Source organism: Pantoea eucrina (assembly GCF_002095385.1).
Lineage (GTDB): Bacteria > Pseudomonadota > Gammaproteobacteria > Enterobacterales > Enterobacteriaceae > Pantoea > Pantoea eucrina.
This window is the reverse complement of sequence record NZ_MIPP01000058.1, coordinates 1-18,628: the sequence shown is the minus strand read 5'-3', so window position 1 is coordinate 18,628 and position 18,628 is coordinate 1. Positions and strand designations below refer to the sequence as shown.

General features: G+C 57.0%; 19 protein-coding genes. 2 read left to right on the top strand and 17 right to left on the bottom strand.

The genetic code is table 11. The annotated features are described in order from the left end of the window. From truD to cysJ, 12 genes are all read right to left on the bottom strand, one after another. The coding region (gene truD / locus HA43_RS17300) for a tRNA pseudouridine(13) synthase TruD (RefSeq protein ID WP_094112212.1) at positions 1-712 on the bottom strand (712 nt) is incomplete at its 3' end. After that, complete coding sequence (gene ispF / locus HA43_RS17295) at positions 709-1,188, bottom strand: 2-C-methyl-D-erythritol 2,4-cyclodiphosphate synthase (RefSeq protein WP_039379851.1); 480 nt, start codon at positions 1,186-1,188, stop codon at positions 709-711. The genes truD and ispF, both read right to left, overlap by 4 nt. Then, positions 1,188-1,904: a 2-C-methyl-D-erythritol 4-phosphate cytidylyltransferase gene (gene ispD, locus HA43_RS17290; protein ID WP_039385626.1), complete on the bottom strand. Its 717-nt coding sequence runs from the start codon at positions 1,902-1,904 to the stop codon at positions 1,188-1,190. Before ispD ends, ispF begins: the two co-directional genes overlap by 1 nt. Positions 1,905-1,908: 4 nt before the next feature. Then, entirely contained in the window at positions 1,909-2,226 is a 318-nt protein-coding gene (gene ftsB, locus HA43_RS17285) for a cell division protein FtsB (RefSeq protein ID WP_039379853.1), read from the bottom strand. A gap of 169 nt (positions 2,227-2,395) precedes the next feature. Beyond that, on the bottom strand, positions 2,396-2,716 hold the full coding sequence (locus HA43_RS17280) for a DUF3561 family protein (RefSeq protein ID WP_071668538.1): 321 nt from the start codon (positions 2,714-2,716) through the stop codon (positions 2,396-2,398). Between the two features lie 58 nt (positions 2,717-2,774). Continuing rightward, positions 2,775-3,380, bottom strand: coding sequence for an adenylyl-sulfate kinase (cysC, locus tag HA43_RS17275; protein WP_094112211.1), 606 nt, complete (start codon positions 3,378-3,380; stop codon positions 2,775-2,777). After that, a complete protein-coding gene (cysN, locus tag HA43_RS17270) occupies positions 3,380-4,807 on the bottom strand; it encodes a sulfate adenylyltransferase subunit CysN (RefSeq protein WP_039379860.1) in 1,428 nt (475 codons plus the stop codon). Before cysN ends, cysC begins: the two co-directional genes overlap by 1 nt. A 10-nt stretch (positions 4,808-4,817) precedes the next feature. Then, the gene (cysD, locus tag HA43_RS17265; RefSeq protein ID WP_039379862.1) at positions 4,818-5,726 is read right to left on the bottom strand and encodes a sulfate adenylyltransferase subunit CysD; all 909 of its coding nucleotides are present in this window, start codon (positions 5,724-5,726) and stop codon (positions 4,818-4,820) included. Positions 5,727-5,735: 9 nt separating this feature from the next. Then, entirely contained in the window at positions 5,736-7,151 is a 1,416-nt protein-coding gene (gene cysG / locus HA43_RS17260) for a siroheme synthase CysG (RefSeq protein ID WP_094112210.1), read from the bottom strand. A 268-nt stretch (positions 7,152-7,419) separates the two neighbouring features. Further along, positions 7,420-8,154: a phosphoadenylyl-sulfate reductase gene (locus HA43_RS17255; RefSeq protein WP_094112209.1), complete on the bottom strand. Its 735-nt coding sequence runs from the start codon at positions 8,152-8,154 to the stop codon at positions 7,420-7,422. Next, positions 8,151-9,875, bottom strand: coding sequence for an assimilatory sulfite reductase (NADPH) hemoprotein subunit (gene cysI / locus HA43_RS17250; RefSeq protein WP_094112208.1), 1,725 nt, complete (start codon positions 9,873-9,875; stop codon positions 8,151-8,153). Before cysI ends, HA43_RS17255 begins: the two co-directional genes overlap by 4 nt. Beyond that, positions 9,875-11,680, bottom strand: coding sequence for an NADPH-dependent assimilatory sulfite reductase flavoprotein subunit (cysJ, locus tag HA43_RS17245; protein ID WP_094112207.1), 1,806 nt, complete (start codon positions 11,678-11,680; stop codon positions 9,875-9,877). The genes cysI and cysJ overlap by 1 nt, the downstream gene beginning before the upstream one ends. Positions 11,681-11,973: 293 nt before the next feature. On the opposite strand from cysJ, the gene queD reads away from it, so the two are divergent. After that, on the top strand, positions 11,974-12,336 hold the full coding sequence (gene queD / locus HA43_RS17240; protein ID WP_104085513.1) for a 6-carboxytetrahydropterin synthase QueD: 363 nt from the start codon (positions 11,974-11,976) through the stop codon (positions 12,334-12,336). Positions 12,337-12,585: 249 nt separating this feature from the next. Continuing rightward, on the top strand, positions 12,586-13,185 hold the full coding sequence (locus HA43_RS17235) for an inorganic diphosphatase (RefSeq protein ID WP_094112206.1): 600 nt from the start codon (positions 12,586-12,588) through the stop codon (positions 13,183-13,185). Positions 13,186-13,249: 64 nt separating this feature from the next. On the opposite strand, the gene queE is transcribed toward HA43_RS17235, so the two are convergent. From queE to HA43_RS17210, 5 genes are all read right to left on the bottom strand, one after another. After that, positions 13,250-13,921, bottom strand: a complete 672-nt coding sequence (gene queE / locus HA43_RS17230) for a 7-carboxy-7-deazaguanine synthase QueE (protein WP_039379876.1) — start codon at positions 13,919-13,921, stop codon at positions 13,250-13,252. Between the two features lie 148 nt (positions 13,922-14,069). Then, positions 14,070-15,368, bottom strand: coding sequence for a phosphopyruvate hydratase (gene eno / locus HA43_RS17225; protein ID WP_065648317.1), 1,299 nt, complete (start codon positions 15,366-15,368; stop codon positions 14,070-14,072). Between the two features lie 76 nt (positions 15,369-15,444). Continuing rightward, positions 15,445-17,082: a glutamine hydrolyzing CTP synthase gene (pyrG, locus tag HA43_RS17220; protein ID WP_094112205.1), complete on the bottom strand. Its 1,638-nt coding sequence runs from the start codon at positions 17,080-17,082 to the stop codon at positions 15,445-15,447. Positions 17,083-17,333: 251 nt separating this feature from the next. Beyond that, positions 17,334-18,125, bottom strand: coding sequence for a nucleoside triphosphate pyrophosphohydrolase (mazG, locus tag HA43_RS17215; RefSeq protein ID WP_094112204.1), 792 nt, complete (start codon positions 18,123-18,125; stop codon positions 17,334-17,336). Between the two features lie 81 nt (positions 18,126-18,206). After that, positions 18,207-18,628, bottom strand: a 422-nt coding sequence (locus HA43_RS17210; protein ID WP_128083826.1) for an ACT domain-containing protein, incomplete at its 5' end; no start/stop codon positions are given.

Genomic DNA, 18,628 nt, shown 5'->3' with positions numbered 1-18,628 from the left:
CATCGGCAGCGGCGACAAACCAGCTGCCGCGTCCGGCGAGCTGCAGCGCATCGCCTGCCTGCGCCAGCTGCAGTGAGCCGTCGCGCTGCAGACGCGCGCTGGTCACCTGATTAAACAGGTAGCTACGCGCGGCTGACAGCAGCAGGCCTTTCATATTCCGATCGCGCGGATGAAACTGCTCTTCTGCCCAGCGCTGCGCCTGCTGCAGGTTATTCCCGCCGCGGCCAAAGCGCTGCTCGCCAAAATAGTTGGGAACGCCCTGAGCCTGAATCTGCTGCAGGCGCGCGTCAACGTCGGCGCGATCAGACACGTCGCGGATCACCAGCCGAAAGGCATTTCCCGCCAGCGCGCCGGTACGCAGCTTACGCCTGTGCCGGATCACCTGCAGGATCTCAACCCCTTCAAGCTGAAAGCCGCTCATTACCGGCATTGCGTTACCCGGCAGGCGGAAACAGAGCGTCTGTTCAGTCACGGCGTGGCGATCTTTCATGCCGGCATAGCTCAGGTCGCGCGCCGGCACGCCCAGATATTTTGCCAGGGCTTCAGCAACAAAACGCGTGTTGCAGCCCGTTTTGCGGATGCGTACCAGCAGCTGCTCGCCGTCGCCGTCATAGGGATAACCGAGATCTTCGATCACCACAAAATCATCCGGACGCGCTTTAATTATGCCAGTGGCAGCAGGCACGCCGTGCAGATAGTGCAGCTCACTCATGCGTCAGCCTTTACCAGCAGAGCCACTGCCTCGCAGGCAATACCTTCACCACGTCCGGTAAAGCCGAGCTTTTCGGTGGTGGTGGCCTTCACGTTAACCGCATCCATGTGGCAGCCCAGATCTTCGGCGATATTGACGCGCATCTGCGGCACGTGCGGCAGCATTTTAGGCGCCTGCGCGATAATCGTGACGTCAACGTTGCCAATGGCGTAGCCTTTCGCCTGAATACGACGCCACGCTTCGCGCAGCAAGCCGCGGCTGTCAGCTCCTTTAAACGCCGGATCCGTATCCGGAAAAAGCTTGCCAATATCGCCCATCGCCACCGCGCCCAGCAGGGCATCGGTCAGCGCATGCAGCGCAACGTCGCCGTCGGAGTGGGCAATAAAACCGTGCTCAAACGGGATACGCACCCCGCCAATCACCAGTGGACCTTCACCGCCAAAAGCGTGAACGTCGAAGCCGTGACCGATACGCATTATGCGTTCTCCTGTCGTTGAATCTGAGTAAGGTAAAAGGCCGCCAGCGCCAGATCTTCCGGCCGCGTGACCTTGATGTTGTCGCTGCGCCCGCTAATCAGCTGCGGATGATAGCCGCAATACTCCAGCGCTGACGCCTCATCCGTGATCGTAGCGCCTTCGCTGAGCGCCCGGCTCAGGCAGGCAGTCAGCAGCCTATGCGGGAAAAACTGTGGCGTCAGCGCGTGCCAGAGATCGTCACGCTCCACCGTATGTGCCACCGCCGTTTTGCCCGGCTCAGCGCGCTTCATGGTATCGCGTACCGGTGCTGCCAGAATGGCGCCGGTTCTGCTGTACTCCCGCACGGCCAGCAGCCGTGCCAGGTCGTCAGCATGAAGGCACGGGCGCGCGGCGTCATGCACCAGCACCCATGCGCTCTCTCTGATGTGCTGTAACCCTGCCAGCACTGACTCGGCCCGGGTTGCGCCGCCGGTGACCCGCACCACGCGCGGATCGTGCGCCAGCGGCAGCGAATCGAACCAGCCGTCGTCAGCGCTGACGGCGACAATCACCTGCTGCACTGCGGCGTTAGCCAGCAGGCGCGCCACGCTGTGTTCCAGCAGCGTCATGGTACCAATAGTGAGATATTGCTTGGGAAACGCCGCCTGCATGCGACTGCCGACACCGGCAGCCGGCACGACGGCAATCACATCCGCAGCGTGAGAGTGGTGAGTCATGTTGTTATCGTTGCTGATTTTGCGCAGACTGCTGCGCATTTCGTTTGTTCTGGTCTGCCACCAGGCGATAGAAAGTCTCGCCGGGTTTAATCATGCCCAGCTCGCTGCGTGCGCGCTCCTCAATCGCCTCTGAACCGCCATTGAGATCGTCAATTTCGGCAAACAGCTGATCGTTTCGCGCTTTGAGTTTGGCGTTATTCGCCTGTTGTGACACCACGTCTTCGCTGACGCGTGTGTAATCATGGATACCGTTCTTGCCCAGCCACAGGGAATATTGCAACCATCCCAGTAGCGCGAGCAGCAGTAACGTCAGTTTTCCCATCCCCGCCCCCTGAAAAACGGCCCAATCATCCCATAACTTGAGCCCGGACTCCACTGCGGCAGCGAAAATGGCGCGTAAGCAGATTTATCCGGATTATTTATAGCAGGCGGGCACGAAAAACAGCAGGCAAACTTTTGTAACCAGCGGATGCGTTTGCACATCTCTGCGCTTACCAGCCGGACAGATAGGAGAACACCAGCCAGAAGAGGCAGATGACCAGCAGACCGGTCGCCAGGGCGCACCAGAAGAGGTGCCCACGCATCATCAGGCTCAGCACGATGCCGGCCAGCACCGATACCGGCAGCAGCGCAAGGAAAAAAGGCCAGGTATAGAGAAAAAAGAATAGCGTATTGGAGCCGTAGAGCAGAAAGGGAATGGCCAGCGCGCACCAGTAGGCAAAAAAGCCAATAACGCCGCCGGGTAATGAGGAGCGCGGCTCTTCGGGCAAGCTGTCGTCTTTGCGTGCGGGCATGGGAGTGACGTTCTGCATAGAGATCCTGTTGACGCTAAAATGCGGCAAACCCGGAGAAGGCGTTTGCCGCGTCGGTTCAGGATCTGATGATATCGCGGCGGCGCAGCAGGTCTAACAATTGGGCCGCGAGTTTTGTAACCAATTGTTCGCCATCCAGCGTGATATCAGCGGCTTCGGGCGCCTCATACGCGCTGTCAATACCGGTGAAATTACGCAGTTCACCGGCGCGCGCTTTTTTATATAACCCTTTCGGATCGCGCGCTTCACACACCGCCAGCGGTGTATCGACAAAGACCTCAATAAACTCACCTTCGCCCAGCAGATCGCGCACCATCTGCCGCTCAGCCCGGTGCGGCGAGATGAAGGCGGTGAGCACCACCAGTCCGGCATCGATCATCAGCCGGGCCACCTCACCCACGCGCCGGATATTCTCCCGGCGATCGTCATCGCTGAAGCCGAGATCGCGGCACAGACCGTGGCGCACGTTGTCACCGTCCAGCAGGTAAGTGCTGACGCCAAGCTGATGCAGCGCCTGCTCCAGCGCACCTGCCACGGTGGATTTACCCGAGCCGGAGAGCCCGGTAAACCACAGCACTACACCCTGATGACCATGCTGCTGCTCACGCGCCGCCCGGGTGACCGGATGGTCGTGCCACACCACGTTTTCATCATGCTGCGCCATTACGCACCGCCCAGCAGATCGCGCGCGTTCCAGTGCGGGAAGTGACGACGCACCAGCGCATTCAGCTCCAGCTCAAAGGCGCTAAAGTTACCCGCTGTAGCAGGTGCTGCGCTCTGCGGCTGGTTAATCATACCGGCGCCCACGGTGACGTTGCTCAGCCGGTCAATGAAGATCATGCCGCCAGTTACCGGGTTTTGCTGGTAAGGATCCAGCACCATCGGCTCATCAAAGGTGATTTCTACCAGTCCGATACCGTTCAGCGGCAGGCTGTCAACGGTGTGCGTTGCCAGGGTATTGATCTCCACCTGATGCAGGATTTTTTCCACCCGGCCGCGCGCTTTTTTGCCCGCAATTTTGATTTCATAGCTTTGACCCGGCTTCAGCGGCTGCTCCGCCATCCAGACCACGTCAACCGTAGCGCACTGTACCGCCTGCAGTTCAGCATCGGCAGCAACCAGCAGGTCGCCGCGGCTGATATCGATCTCATCGTTCAGCACCAGCGTAATCGCCTCACCCGCCGCAGCTTCCGGCAGATCACCATCAAAGGTCACGATACGTGCGATAGTCGACTCCACGCCAGAAGGCAGGACTTTTACCCGATCTCCCGGCCGTACGGTGCCTGACGCCAGCGTTCCGGCATAGCCGCGGAAATCGAGATTAGGACGGTTAACATACTGCACCGGGAAACGCATGGGCTGGTGATCGACAACGCGCTTCAGCTCAACCGTTTCCAGTACGTCCAGCAACGTCGGACCGCTGTACCACGGCATAGTCGTGCTCGGGGTAGCGACATTGTCCCCTTCCAGCGCGGACATCGGTACAAAACGAATATCCAGATCGCCCGGCAGCTGGGCCGCGAAGTCGAGGTAATCCTGTTTGATCTGCTCAAATGTCTCCTGGCGATACTCCACCAGATCCATTTTGTTGATCGCCACTACCAGATGTTTGATGCCCAGCAGCGTTGAGATAAAGCTGTGGCGCCGGGTCTGATCCAGCACGCCTTTGCGCGCGTCGATCAGCAGAATAGCCAGATCGCAGGTTGAGGCGCCGGTGGCCATATTGCGGGTGTACTGCTCGTGCCCCGGGGTATCCGCGATAATAAACTTGCGTTTTTCCGTCGAGAAGTAGCGATAGGCGACATCGATAGTGATGCCCTGCTCGCGCTCCGCCTGCAGGCCATCCACCAGCAGCGCCAGATCGAGTTTTTCACCCTGGGTACCATGACGTTTGCTGTCGTTATGCAGAGAGGAGAGCTGATCTTCATAAATCTGTCGCGTATCGTGCAGCAGGCGGCCAATCAGGGTGCTCTTGCCGTCATCTACGCTGCCGCAGGTCAGGAAACGCAGCAGGCTCTTATGTTGTTGCGCCGTCAGCCAGGCTTCTACGCCACCCTGCTCGGCAATCTGTTGTGCAATAACGGTATTCATCTGCGTCTCCTTAGAAATAACCCTGGCGTTTTTTCAGTTCCATCGATCCCGCCTGGTCGCGGTCAATCATGCGTCCCTGGCGTTCGCTGGTGGTGGAGACCAGCATCTCTTCGATAATCTCCGGCAGCGTCTGCGCTTCAGACTCTACGGCGCCAGTCAGCGGCCAGCAGCCCAGCGTACGGAAACGCACCATGCGCTCGGTGATCTCTTCACCTGGCTGCAGGTTGATACGATCGTCATCGATCATCATCAGCATGCCGTCGCGCTCCAGTACCGGGCGCGGCGCGGCCAGGTAGAGCGGTACGATTTCGATGTTTTCCAGGAAGATGTATTGCCAGATATCGAGTTCGGTCCAGTTAGAGAGCGGAAATACGCGAATGCTTTCGCCCTTGTTGATCTGGCCGTTGTAGTTATGCCACAGCTCAGGACGCTGATTTTTGGGATCCCAGCGATGAAAGCGATCGCGGAAAGAGTAGATGCGCTCTTTCGCGCGCGATTTCTCTTCATCACGGCGCGCGCCACCAAAGGCGGCATCAAAACCGTATTTGTTGAGCGCCTGCTTCAGCCCTTCCGTCTTCATAATATCGGTATGTTTGGCGCTGCCGTGAACAAACGGGTTGATCCCCATTGCCACGCCTTCCGGATTACGGTGCACCAGCAGCTCGGCACCCATGTTTTTCACCGTACGGTCGCGAAACTCATACATTTCGCGGAATTTCCAGCCGGTATCCACGTGCAGCAGAGGAAACGGCAGGGTTCCCGGGAAGAATGCTTTACGCGCCAGATGAAGCATTACCGAGGAGTCTTTGCCGATGGAGTACATCATCACCGGATTGCTGAACTCGGCCGCCACCTCGCGGATGATATGGATACTCTCTGCTTCCAGCTGACGCAGATGAGTAAGACGATTTTGGTCCATAGTTTTTCCTCAAGCCAAATTGACAACGGCGGACTCGCGAGCCCCCTGCTGTGCAGAATGTTGAAACCAGGCTAATTGCCCGTGCAAGTTCACCACTTCGCCAATCACTAACAGCGCAGGCGTCGGCGCGGCGGCTGCCAGCACCTCAAGTTGATTCAGGGTTCCGGTCAGCACCTGCTGATCCTGACGCGTGCCGCGGCCAATCACCGCCACGGGCGTCAGCGGATCGCGGCCGTGGTCAATCAGACCGGCGGCAATTTCCGCTGCTTTTACGGTGCCCATATAGATAGCCAGCGTCTGGCGCGCACGCGCGAGGGATGGCCAGTCGATGCCATCGCCGTCAGCGCGGCAGTGGCCGGTAATAAACATCACGCTCTGCGCATAATCGCGGTGCGTCAGCGGAATACCGGCATAGGCGGTCGCGCCTGCGGCGGCAGTAATACCCGGCACCACCTGGAACGGAATGCCTGCCGCTTTCGCCGCCTGCAGCTCTTCGCCGCCGCGGCCAAAGATAAAGGGATCGCCGCCTTTCAGACGCACGACGCGCTTGCCCTGCAGCGCCAGTGATACCAGCAGCTGGTTCGTCTCTTCCTGCGGCACCGAATGGGCGCCGGCGCGTTTTCCGACGCAGATGCGGTCGGCATCGCGCCGCACCAGATCCAGCACCTCATCGCTAACCAGATGGTCATACAGCACCACATCAGCCAGCTGCATCACCTGCAGACCGCGCAGCGTCAGCAGACCGCTGTCGCCAGGCCCCGCGCCGACCAGCGCAATTTCACCCTGGTTATCGCTGATATGTTCCAGTTCGAGATCGAGCGTCTGGCGCGCGGCGCTGACGTTACCGGCCGCCATCTGACTGGCAAACAGGCCATTAAAGGCGCGCTCCCAGAAGCGGCGGCGATCGGACATTTTGCGATAGCGCTGTTTGACTTTGTCGCGCCACTCTCCTGCCAGTGCGGCCATCTGACCCAGGTTTGCCGGCAGCAGCGCTTCGATTTTCTCCCGCAGCAGCCGCGCCAGTACCGGCGCGGTGCCGCTGGATGAGATCGCGACCACCAGCGGTGAGCGGTCAACAATAGAAGGGAAGATAAAGCTGCATTTAGGCTGGTCATCCACCACGTTAACCAGCTTGTGCCGCGCGTTGGCGGCGTCAAACACCTGTGAATTAAGTGCGTTATCGTCGGTGGCGGCAATGACCAGAAATACGCCGTCGAGCTGAGCCGGCTCAAAACTGCGGGCTATCCACTCTACGGCCTGTTCTGCCTCCAGCGCCTGCAGTTCATGCCCCAGCTCGCGGGCGGCCACCAGGATGCGCGCGCCAGCCCGGCGCAGCAGTTCAATTTTACGGGCAGCGATTTCACCACCGCCGACAACCAGCACCGGACGCTGTCTGAGATCGGCAAAGAGGGGCAGATAATCCACGATAACCTTGCTAGTTTTACAATAAGTTATCGCGACTATACGTCGCGCTATTCCGCCAGATGAAATTACGATTTCGCATGAGTAGTTACCAAATGGAATATAGCGCTGGCAAAGCTGATGCGTTTTTCTGCTTAAGAATTGATTTTATAACGCTTTTTCCAGGCAGCACGATTTCGGCTGCGGCCAGCCGGGCATGACTTTAGGAATTAACAGAGGTGCGTGAGAGGGAAACAAAAAACAGGGCGAAAATTCGCCCTGTGGATGGTGGTTAGCCTTCGTGCAAACCGCACTCGCGCTTGAGGCCGAAGAAGCGCGTCTCTTCTTCTGCCATGCCCGGTTCCCATTTTCGCGTGGTATGGGTATCACCCACCGAAAGGTAGCCCTCATCCCACAGCGGGTGGTAGCTCAGGCCGTGCTGTTTCAGGTACTGATGCACCTGCCGGTTATCCCAGTCGATAATGGGCAGGATCTTAAAGACATCGCGCTGTACCGCCAGCACCGGCAGGCTGGCACGGCTGCCTGACTGATCGCGCCGCAGTCCGGCAAACCAGGTCTGTGCGCCCAGCGTGCTCAGCGCCCGGTTCATCGGTTCCACTTTATTGAGCTGGTTATACTGCTCAATGCCGTCCACGCCCTGCTCCCATAGTTTGCCGTAGCGCGCTTCCTGCCATGCGGGCGAGGTTTCCGCACGGAAAATCTGCAGGTTAAGGTTAAGCTTTGCCGTTAACTCATCGATAAAGCGATAGGTTTCCGGGAACAGGTAACCGGTGTCGGTGAGGATCACCGGAATATCCGGCCGCTGCTGCGTCACCATATGCAGCAGCACCGCCGCCTGGATCCCAAAACTGGATGAGAGCACAAAGGCCCCCGGCAGCTGTTCCAGCGCCCAGCTGACGCGCGCTTCAGCAGAGAGTTTCTCCAGCTGCACGTTGCTTTCAGCCAGCGCCATAATACGGTCAACTTTGCTGCCGCTGTTGAGTACGGCGAGATCGGGCAGGGTCATACAGCCTCCGCGTCCCAGAAGTCACGAGCCGGATCCGTCACCGCTTTAACGATACCGGTGCGGATCGTGAAGTCACCAAAACCTTCACCGGCCTCGCGCTCGTTTGCCCAGCGCGCCACCAGTTCATCAATCGTGGTCAGAATTTCGCTCTCGGTGATATTTTCGCGATACATACGCGGAATGCGCGTACCCACGCGGTTCCCGCCGAGATGCAGGTTGTAGCGACCCGGCGCTTTGCCAACCAGCCCCAGCTCCGCCAGCAGCGCACGACCGCAGCCGTTCGGGCAGCCGGTTACGCGCAGAACGATATGCTCTTCGCCCACGCCGTGACGATGCATGATCTCTTCGACTTTGGTAACAAATGATGGCAGGAAACGCTCCGCTTCTGCCATCGCCAGCGGACAGGTCGGAAACGCTACGCAGGCCATCGAGTTTTCACGCTGCGGCGTTACGCTTTCCATCAGGCCGTGCTCGCGGGCGATCGCTTCAATCTGCGCTTTCTGCGCCTCCGGCACGCCAGCCACAATCAGGTTCTGGTTGGCGGTGAGGCGGAAATCACCCTGGTGTACTCTGGCGATTTCAGCGATGCCGCTTTTCAGCGGACGGCCCGGGTAATCAAGCAGGCGACCATTTTCGATAAACAGCGTCAGGTGCCACTTGTTGTCGATGCCTTTAACCCAGCCGATACGATCGCCGCGGGTGGTGAATTCATACGGACGCGCCGGCGCGAAAGTCAGACCGGCACGCTTTTCCACTTCCGCTTTAAACGTCTCAACGCCCACGCGCTCAAGGGTATATTTAGTTTTAGCGTTTTTGCGATCGGTGCGATTACCCCAGTCGCGCTGCGTGGTCACTACCGCGGCGGCCACATCGAGGATCTTCTCCACCGGCAGGAAACCGAACTCACTGGCGGTACGGGCGTAGGTCGCTTTATTGCCATGCTCAATAGAGAGGCCTCCCCCTACCAGCACATTGAAACCTATCAGCTTGCCGTGCTCTGCAATCGCAATGAAGTTGAGATCGTTAGCATGCAGATCGACATCATTGTGCGGCGGCACCACCACGGTGGTTTTAAACTTACGCGGCAGATAGGTTTCGCCAAGAATCGGCTCTTTATCTGTGGTTGCAACTTTTTCCTTATCCCACCAGATCTCCGCATAAGCGCGGGTCTGCGGCAGCAGGTGCTCAGAGAGTTTTTTCGCCCACTCATAAGCTTCCTGATGCAGCTCAGACTCAACCGGATTTGAGGTGCAGAGTACGTTGCGGTTGACGTCATTGGCGGTCGCCAGCGCATCGAGTCCCACTTCATGCAGCATCTGATGCGTTGGCTTCACGTTCTTTTTCAGAATGCCGTGAAACTGAAACGTCTGCCGGTTAGTCAGGCGGATACTGCCATAAAGCGTTTTTTCAGCGGCAAACTTGTCAATCGCCAGCCACTGCGTCGGCGTAATAATGCCGCCCGGCAGACGGCAGCGCAGCATCATGGCGTGACGCGGCTCCAGCTTCTGCTCAGCGCGCTCGGCGCGAATATCGCGATCGTCCTGCTGATACATGCCGTGAAAGCGGATCAGCAGAAAGTTATCGCCGGTGAACCCACCGGTCAGGCCATCGTCGAGATCGTCTAAGATGGTGCCACGCAGATAGTTGCTCTCTTTTTTCAGACGCTCGGCGTCAGAAAGTTTACCTTCAACCACCAGCGGTCCAGGGTGTTTTTCGCTCATTAGTAAACGTCTCGCTGATAACGGCGCTCAATGCGCAGCTCACTTAAAAATTCATCAGCCGTTTCACGATCCATGCCGCCGTGTTCGACCACCACATCCAGTAATGCCTGCTCTACATCTTTCGCCATGCGATTCGCATCGCCGCAAACGTAGAGGTGAGCGCCCTCTTCGATCCAGCGCCACACTTCTGCGCCTTTCGCCCGGATCTTATCCTGTACATAGACTTTCTCAGCCTGATCGCGCGACCAGGCGAGATCGATATTCGTCAGCAGCCCCTGCTTAACATACTTCTGCCACTCTACCTGATAGAGAAAATCTTCGGTGAAGTGCGGGTTGCCGAAAAACAGCCAGTTTTTACCTTCGGCGCCGTCATTGTCACGCTGCTGCATAAAGGCGCGGAACGGCGCAATGCCGGTGCCCGGACCAATCATAATTACCGGTGCATCCGGATTGGCCGGCAGGCGGAAGTTATCATTGTGCTCGATAAAGACGCGAATGGCGCCCTCTTCTTCCAGACGGTCGGCAAGCCAGGTGGAGGCACCACCGCCGCGCTGACGGCCGTCAATTTCATAGCGCACCGCACCCACCGTAATATGCACTTCGCTTTCGCTCTCCGCCTGGGAGGAGGCGATAGAGTAAAGACGCGGCGTCAGCGGGCGCAGTAAGCCCGTCAGCTGCTCGGCATTCAGTTCAGTGGGCGCCTGGCGCACCATATCCACAATCGGGAAGCTCTGGGCATAGCTCTGCAGCTTCTGCTTATCTTCAGTCAGCGCCAGCAGCGCCTCATTGCGCGACAGGGCAGCGTAGCGCTCCACTATCTGCGGCGTGTTGACCGTAAGTTCAAACTGCGTCTGCAGCGCTTCAGCCAGCGGCAGCGTTTTGCCCTGCACCGTCACCTGCTCATCGCCTTTCAGCCACACCAGCTGCAGCAGCTCCTCTACCAGCTCTGCATCATTCTCATACCAGACGCCCAGCGCGTCACCCGGCTGGTAACGCAGGCCGGAATCACCGAGATCGATCTCAATATGGCGCACATCTTTATCAGAGAGGCGGCCGGTGATTTTCTGATTCAGCGCAAAGCTGGCGGTAAGCGGCAGCTCTTTCGTATAAGGACTGCTGTCAACCAGGTTGACGCTGCCGGCGCTGCTGGCCGCAATCTGCGCCGCAGGTGCGACCGGCACGCGCGCCTTCAGCAGATCGGTCAGCTGCAGGCGCCAGGCGCTGGCCAGCTCGCTGTATTCAACGTCGGCATCAACGCGATCCAGCAGGCGCTCTGCGCCCAGCTCGGCCAGACGGCTGTCAAAATCTTTGCCCGCCTGGCTGAAAAATTCGTAAGAGGTGTCGCCAAGACCAAACACGGCAAACGCCGCGCCATCCATTTTCGGTGCCTTCTTCGACAGCAGGAATTTATGCAGCGCCACCGCCTCTTCCGGTGGTTCGCCTTCGCCCTGGGTCGAGGTGACGATAACCAGCAGCTTTTCCTGGCCGATCTGCTTGAACTTATAGTCGCCGGCGTTAACCAGATTCACGTTCAGTTTCGCTGCCAGCAGATCATCACGCAGCTGTTCTGCCAGGCGACGCGCGTTGCCGGTTTGCGAGGCTGAAATCAGCGTGACGCCCGGGGTTTCCGCTGGCGGAGCAGCAGGTGTCGCCACCGCGCCAGGGGTCTGGTTGACCATGCCCCAGAAGTAGCCCGAAAGCCAGGCAAGCTGAGTCGTATTAAATTCCGTGGTCGCCGCCTGTAAGCGCGCAAGTTGCTCCGGAGAGAGCGGCAGCATGGAGCCTGGGGGTGCCTGAGTCGTCATCGCGTTAAAAATTCCAGTGTCAGAAGTCCGGACCGAGAAGCGGTGGAAGAGGAGGTAGGTTACCGAGCTGTATATTAACGATTAAATAAGGGTTCGACATAATAAATAACCAAAACGACTAAGCGGTTTTTCGGGTATCGCTAACCGCCAAAAGTGGTAAATTATCCCTTTGTAAAATATGGTTTTTATCTTCAACCGCGTTACCGGATCGCGTTAAATGCGCTTTTACACCCCCACGGGTGCGAAAAATCTGCTTTTCAGGTAGACTTCAGCGGTTTTTCCGTCTGAGAGTCATTATGTCTACCACGCTGTTTAAAGAGTTCCAGTTTGAAGCGGCTCACCGCTTACCTCACGTGCCTGAAGGGCACAAATGCGGTCGTCTGCACGGCCACTCCTTTCTGGTGCGACTGGAAATAACCGGTGAAGTGGATGCGTATACCGGCTGGGTTATGGATTTTGCTGAACTGAAAGCGATTTTCAGTCCGCTTTATGAGCGACTGGATCATCACTACCTGAACGATATTCCGGGTCTGGAGAATCCCACCAGTGAAGTGCTGGCGAAGTGGATCTGGGATGAGCTTAAGCCGGTGCTGCCGGTGCTGAGCGCGGTCATGATCAAAGAGACCTGTACGGCAGGCTGCGTTTACCGCGGCTGACCAGAGCGGCCTCTTCCACGCTGCAGGTGCGCTGGCTGCCCTTCTCCACCCCCGGTTGCTTACTCATGTAAGCGCCTGAGGATGAACGCGGTTGCCGCCCTCCTGCAACGTGGAACCACAGGTGCCGGTCTCTGAACCGCTGTGATACCTGTATTAATCTTCGAACAGCCGATTACTGCTGATTCATCTCTTTGTAACGATCCCCCTCTACGTTGTTGTCTCCTCTGTTAAAGATCAAGAGAATCAACAATGAACCTTGTGAAGCACCTTTCTCTGCTTGCTGTTTTTATCTCTGCCTCTGCTGCCGTTCAGGCGCAAAACGTACTTGATTTTCCCCAGCCGGAGAGTATGCCGGCGGAGTTTTATGCGGTGACAGAAATTCCGGCAGGCGGGACGATCAAATATGAAACCGATGCTAAAACCGGGTTTATCGTGGCTGACCGTTTTCAGTCTATGCCGGTCGCCTATCCCGCCAACTACGGTTCGCTGACTCAGTCACTGGGTGGCGATAACGATCCGCTGGATGTGATTTTTTACGCCCGGGCGCCGTTACAGCCCGGCACCCTGATTAAGCTGCGCGCGATTGGCGTGCTAAAGATGATTGATGGCGGTGAGGTGGATGACAAGATTGTCGCCGTGCCCGCCAGCAAAATTGATCCAACCTATGATGATATTAAAGAGATAAGCGATCTGCCGCGAATCGAGCAGCAGCGGCTGGAAGCCTTTTTCCGGGTGTATAAGCAGTTACCGGATGGCCGTAAGAAGGTCGAGCTTAACGGTTTTGAAGATGCCGCCAAGGCCAGAGCAGAGATTAAGCAGGCATTCGACGCATATAAAGCGAAGCAGTAGCTGACCCGGGCGCGCCCCTACCGGTATGTGCATAGGGGACGCATTAATGCGCCCCTGCTGTGAATCAGGCGATATTCAGGTACTTGTGCGTCTGCATAGAGAGCCGCCAGTTACGGGCGATGCAGGTTTCAATACAGAGCCGGGTTGCGGCATCGCCGCGGCTGATCGGCTGCAGCGCCACAATACGCGGTTTATCGTCATGCAGCTCCGCCAGCAGCTCATCGAGCGCCTCAACGTCACGCTCGCGCGCCACCGGATGCTTGATCTCATCCGCGCGTGTCAGCGCCTGCAGCAGCACATCGTAGCCTCCGCGCATATTCACCTTAGGTGAGACTGTAACCCAGGTTGCCGCAGAGCAGTGCACCTCATGAGTGCCGCTGGTCTCGATCTGACACTGGAACCCGTGCGCTTCCAGACCCTCAGTTAGCGGACGCAGGTCAAAAATTGCCGGTTCGCCGCCGGTGATCACTACGTGGCGCGCGCTCCAGCCCTGCCGGGCGATGGTCTCAATCAGCGTGGCGGCGTCTGCACTTCCCCAGGCATCGCTCTCCACGGTTTTTACCAGAATATCACCCAGTGAGGTCTCCCGATCCGCGCGCTTCTCCCAGGTATGTTTGGTATCACACCAGCTGCATCCCACCGGACATCCCTGTAAGCGGATAAAGATGGCCGGCACGCCGGTATAAAACCCTTCGCCCTGCAGCGTCTGGAACATTTCGTTAATCGGGTAGAACATTTTTCACTCACGTCTCTCATTCGGGGCGCAGATTATGGCAGATTTTTACTGCGGCTTCACAGCCGCTTTGTGCCCTGAAAAACAAAAAGCCCCGCACTGGGCGGGGCTTCAGGCAAACCGTGCTGCACAGAACAGCACCGGCGGGCGATTACGCCTGGCCTTTCACTTCTTTCAGACCGTTGAACGGCGCTTTCTCACCCAGCGCTTCTTCGATACGGATCAGCTGGTTGTATTTAGCTACGCGGTCAGAACGGCTCATAGAACCGGTTTTGATCTGGCCAGCTGCAGTACCTACCGCCAGGTCAGCGATAGTTGCATCTTCTGTCTCGCCTGAACGGTGAGAAATAACGGCCGTGTAGCCCGCATCTTTCGCCATCTTGATTGCAGCCAGCGTTTCGGTCAGAGAGCCGATCTGGTTGAATTTGATCAGGATAGAGTTCGCGATGCCTTTATCAATACCTTCCTTCAGGATTTTGGTATTGGTGACAAACAGATCGTCACCCACCAGCTGGATTTTGTCGCCCAGCACTTTGGTCTGGTAAGCAAAGCCGTTCCAGTCAGACTCATCCAGACCATCTTCAATAGAGACGATTGGGTACTGTTTGGTCAGATCTTCCAGGAAGTGAGTGAACTCTTCGGAAGAGAACGCTTTGTTGCCTTCGCCAGCCAGAACATATTTGCCATCTTTATAGAATTCAGATGCGGCACAGTCCATCGCCAGGGTGATATCTTTACCCAGCTCATAGCCCGCTGCTTTTACCGCTTCAGCGATAACTGCCAGCGCTTCAGCGTTAGAGCCGAGGTTTGGCGCATAGCCACCTTCATCACCGACTGCAGTGCTCATGCCTTTGGCTTTCAGAACTTTAGCCAGGTTGTGGAATACTTCAGAACCCATACGGATGGCTTCTTTGATATTTTTCGCGCCCACAGGCTGGATCATGAACTCCTGGATATCTACGTTGTTATCCGCGTGCTCACCGCCGTTGATGATGTTCATCATTGGCAGCGGCATAGAGTATTTGCCTGGGGTGCCGTTCAGCTCAGCAATGTGTGCGTAGAGCGGCAGGCCTTTTGATGCTGCAGCAGCTTTCGCTGCGGCCAGAGAAACAGCCAGAATGGCGTTTGCACCGAAGTTGGATTTGTTATCAGTACCGTCCAGCTCGATCATGATCTTATCGATGTTCGCCTGGTCTTTGGCATCTTTGCCTTTTACCGCGTCAGCGATTGGGCCGTTAACCGCAGCAACCGCTTTGGTTACGCCTTTGCCCAGGAAGCGAGACTTATCACCGTCGCGCAGCTCCAGTGCTTCACGTGAACCGGTAGAAGCGCCTGATGGAGCCGCCGCCAGACCAACGAAACCGCCTTCCAGATGCACTTCTGCTTCTACAGTCGGGTTGCCACGGGAGTCGATGATTTCGCGACCAATGACTTTAACGATTTTGGACATTCGATTTTCCTCAGTACAAGTTAGTCAATCCTAAGACAAACAACGCGCGAAAAGTTCGCGCGTTGTTCGTAAACTCTTACTTCGCTAAACGCTTCTGGTGCTCCTGCGCGGCTTTCACAAAGCCGGCAAACAGCGGATGACCATCACGCGGTGTCGATGTGAACTCCGGATGGAACTGGCAGGCCACAAACCACGGATGGTTCGGGATTTCAATAATCTCAACCAGTTGATCGTCGCCGGAACGGCCCGCAATATGCAGACCCGCCGCTTCAATCGGCTTCAGCAGCAGATTGTTGACTTCATAACGGTGACGGTGGCGCTCGGTAATCACATCAGAACCGTAGAGCTGGCGCACTTTACTTTCCGGCGTCAGCTGACACTGCTGGCTACCCAGACGCATGGTGCCGCCCAGATCGCTCTGCTCAGTACGCTGCTCAACGTTGCCATGCTCATCACGCCATTCAGTGATCAGCGCGACAACCGGGTATTTACAGTCTGGCACAAATTCGGTGGAGTTGGCGCCTTCCATCCCGGCCACATTGCGCGCGAACTCCATCAGCGCAATCTGCATGCCGAGGCAGATGCCAAGGTACGGGATGTTATTTTCACGCGCGTACTGCGCCGTCATCAGCTTGCCTTCCACGCCGCGGTAGCCGAAACCGCCGGGGATAAGAATCGCATCGAGATCTTTGAGGATCTCCACGCCGCGCGTCTCGACATCCTGCGAATCGATCAGCTTGATGTTGACGGTTACGCGGTTTTTCAGACCACCGTGCTTAAGGGCTTCAATCACTGACTTGTAGGCGTCCGGCAGCTCAACATACTTGCCGACCATACCGATAGTCACTTCCCCGCCCGGATTCGCTTCTTCATAGATAACCTGCTCCCACTCGGCAAGGTTAGCTTCCGGCGCGTTCAGATTAAAGCGTTTGCAGATATAGTCATCCAGACCCTGCGACTTCAGCAGGCCCGGGATTTTATAGATGGAATCGACATCTTTCAGCGAGATAACCGCTTTTTCCGGCACGTTGCAGAACAGCGCGATTTTCGCCCGCTCGTTAGCAGGTACCGCGCGATCGGAGCGGCAGATCAGCACATCTGGCTGAATACCAATCGACAGCAGCTCTTTAACCGAGTGCTGAGTAGGCTTGGTTTTCACTTCACCCGCTGCCGCCATATATGGCACCAGCGTCAGATGCATATACATGGTGTGTTCACGGCCCACGTCTACCGCCATCTGGCGAATCGCTTCCAGGAACGGCAGGGATTCAATATCGCCTACGGTGCCACCAATCTCAACCAGCACGACATCATGACCTTCGCCACCTTCGATGATGCGCTCTTTGATGGCATTGGTAATGTGGGGGATCACCTGGATCGTGGCGCCCAGATAGTCGCCGCGACGCTCTTTGCGCAGCACTTCTGAGTAGATACGACCGGTCGTAAAGTTGTTACGACGCGACATCTTGGTACGAATGAAGCGCTCGTAGTGACCTAAATCCAGATCGGTTTCGGCCCCGTCATCGGTGACAAACACTTCACCATGCTGCGTCGGGCTCATGGTACCCGGATCAACGTTGATATACGGATCGAGTTTCATGATGGTCACATTCAGACCACGTGCTTCGAGGATAGCTGCGAGGGAGGCTGCGGCAATGCCTTTGCCCAGAGAGGAAACGACCCCGCCGGTCACAAAAATATAATTCGTTGTCATGCTGAACCTGAGAGTTTAGGTTTAAAGACGATGGAATAACCAGGACGGGAAAGCAGTATACCCGAAGTCGTCCCCAGCCACAATTGATGAATCACACCATCCTCCCGCGCCGTGCAGCGGCTAACATAGCGGATAGCCAGCCAGAAAATGTTGACGCATGTCACAAAGTTGCTGGATGGCTGAATCGAGTAAGCGCAAGCGGCTGAATTATGCACACTGCTGGAATAAACAGCAGTATGACGCTTAACAGGTTAGTGATTGTTCTCACTCAGTTTTACCTGCTGCCACGCCGCTTCCATCTGCTCCAGCGTCGCCGCAGGCATACTCAATCCCTGCGCGGTAATAATCTGCTCTACGTGGCGAAAGCGGCGTTCAAATTTGTCGTTGGCTTTCTGCAGCGCAATTTCCGCTTTGCTGCCGAGGTGGCGTGACAGATTTACCGTCGCAAATAGCAGATCGCCAATCTCCTCCTCCAGCTTGTCGCTGTCGACAGTGGCCTGCTGCGCTTCATGCATGACTTCGTCAATCTCCTCATGCACCTTATCCAGCACCGGTCCGAGACTGTCCCAGTCAAAGCCCACGCTGCTGCAGCGCTTCTGGATTTTATGCGCCCGCATCAGCGCCGGCAGCGCGCGCGGAATATCATCCAGCGCCGAGTGCTGCGCTTTCGCCGCGCGTTCATCCCGTTTGATCGCTTCCCAGTTCTGCAACACCTCTGCGGCGCTCTCAGCCTCGGCGCTGCCAAAGATATGCGGATGACGGCGTTCGAGCTTGTCGCTTATTGCGTTGCAGATATCGTCGAAGTTAAAACGCCCCTCCTCCTCTGCCATACGGGCATAAAACACAATCTGAAACAGCAGATCGCCCAGCTCATCGCGCAGATCGGTAAAGTCTTCCCGCTGAATAGCGTCAAGCACTTCGTAGGTCTCTTCCAGCGTATAGGGAGCAATAGTGGCAAAGGTCTGCTGGCGATCCCACGGGCAGCCGCGCGCCGGATCGCGCAGGGTTTGCATCAGGCTAAGCAGACGGTTCAGGGCAGTCATGAAAAATCCTCAAACAACGGTATAAAAAGGGCCGCCGTAAAAGGCGACCCTGAAGAGCAGCGGGCCAGTGCCGGCTGCGCGTTAATTCAAACGACGCGCGTCAATAATATCCGGCACCTGATTAAGCCGCGCCAGCACGCGTCCCAGCACCTGCTGGTTATAGATCTCAATATCCATATCGATGGTCGCCAGCTGTTTTCTGGTATCGCTGCGGCTGGAGACGCCCAGTACATTGACCTTTTCATTCGCCAGTATGGTCGTGATATCACGCAGCAGGCCGCTGCGGTCGTTGGCGGTAACCCGCACCACCAGCGAATAGCCGCTGGAGTAGCTCTCCCCCCAGACGGCATCAACGATACGCTCTGGCGCATGAGAGATCAGTTCACTGAGCTGATCGCAGTCGGCGCGGTGAATCGAGATGCCGCGTCCCTGAGTAATAAAGCCGGTGATATCGTCGCCGGGAATAGGCTGGCAGCAGCGGGCAATGTGATGCATCAGGTTTC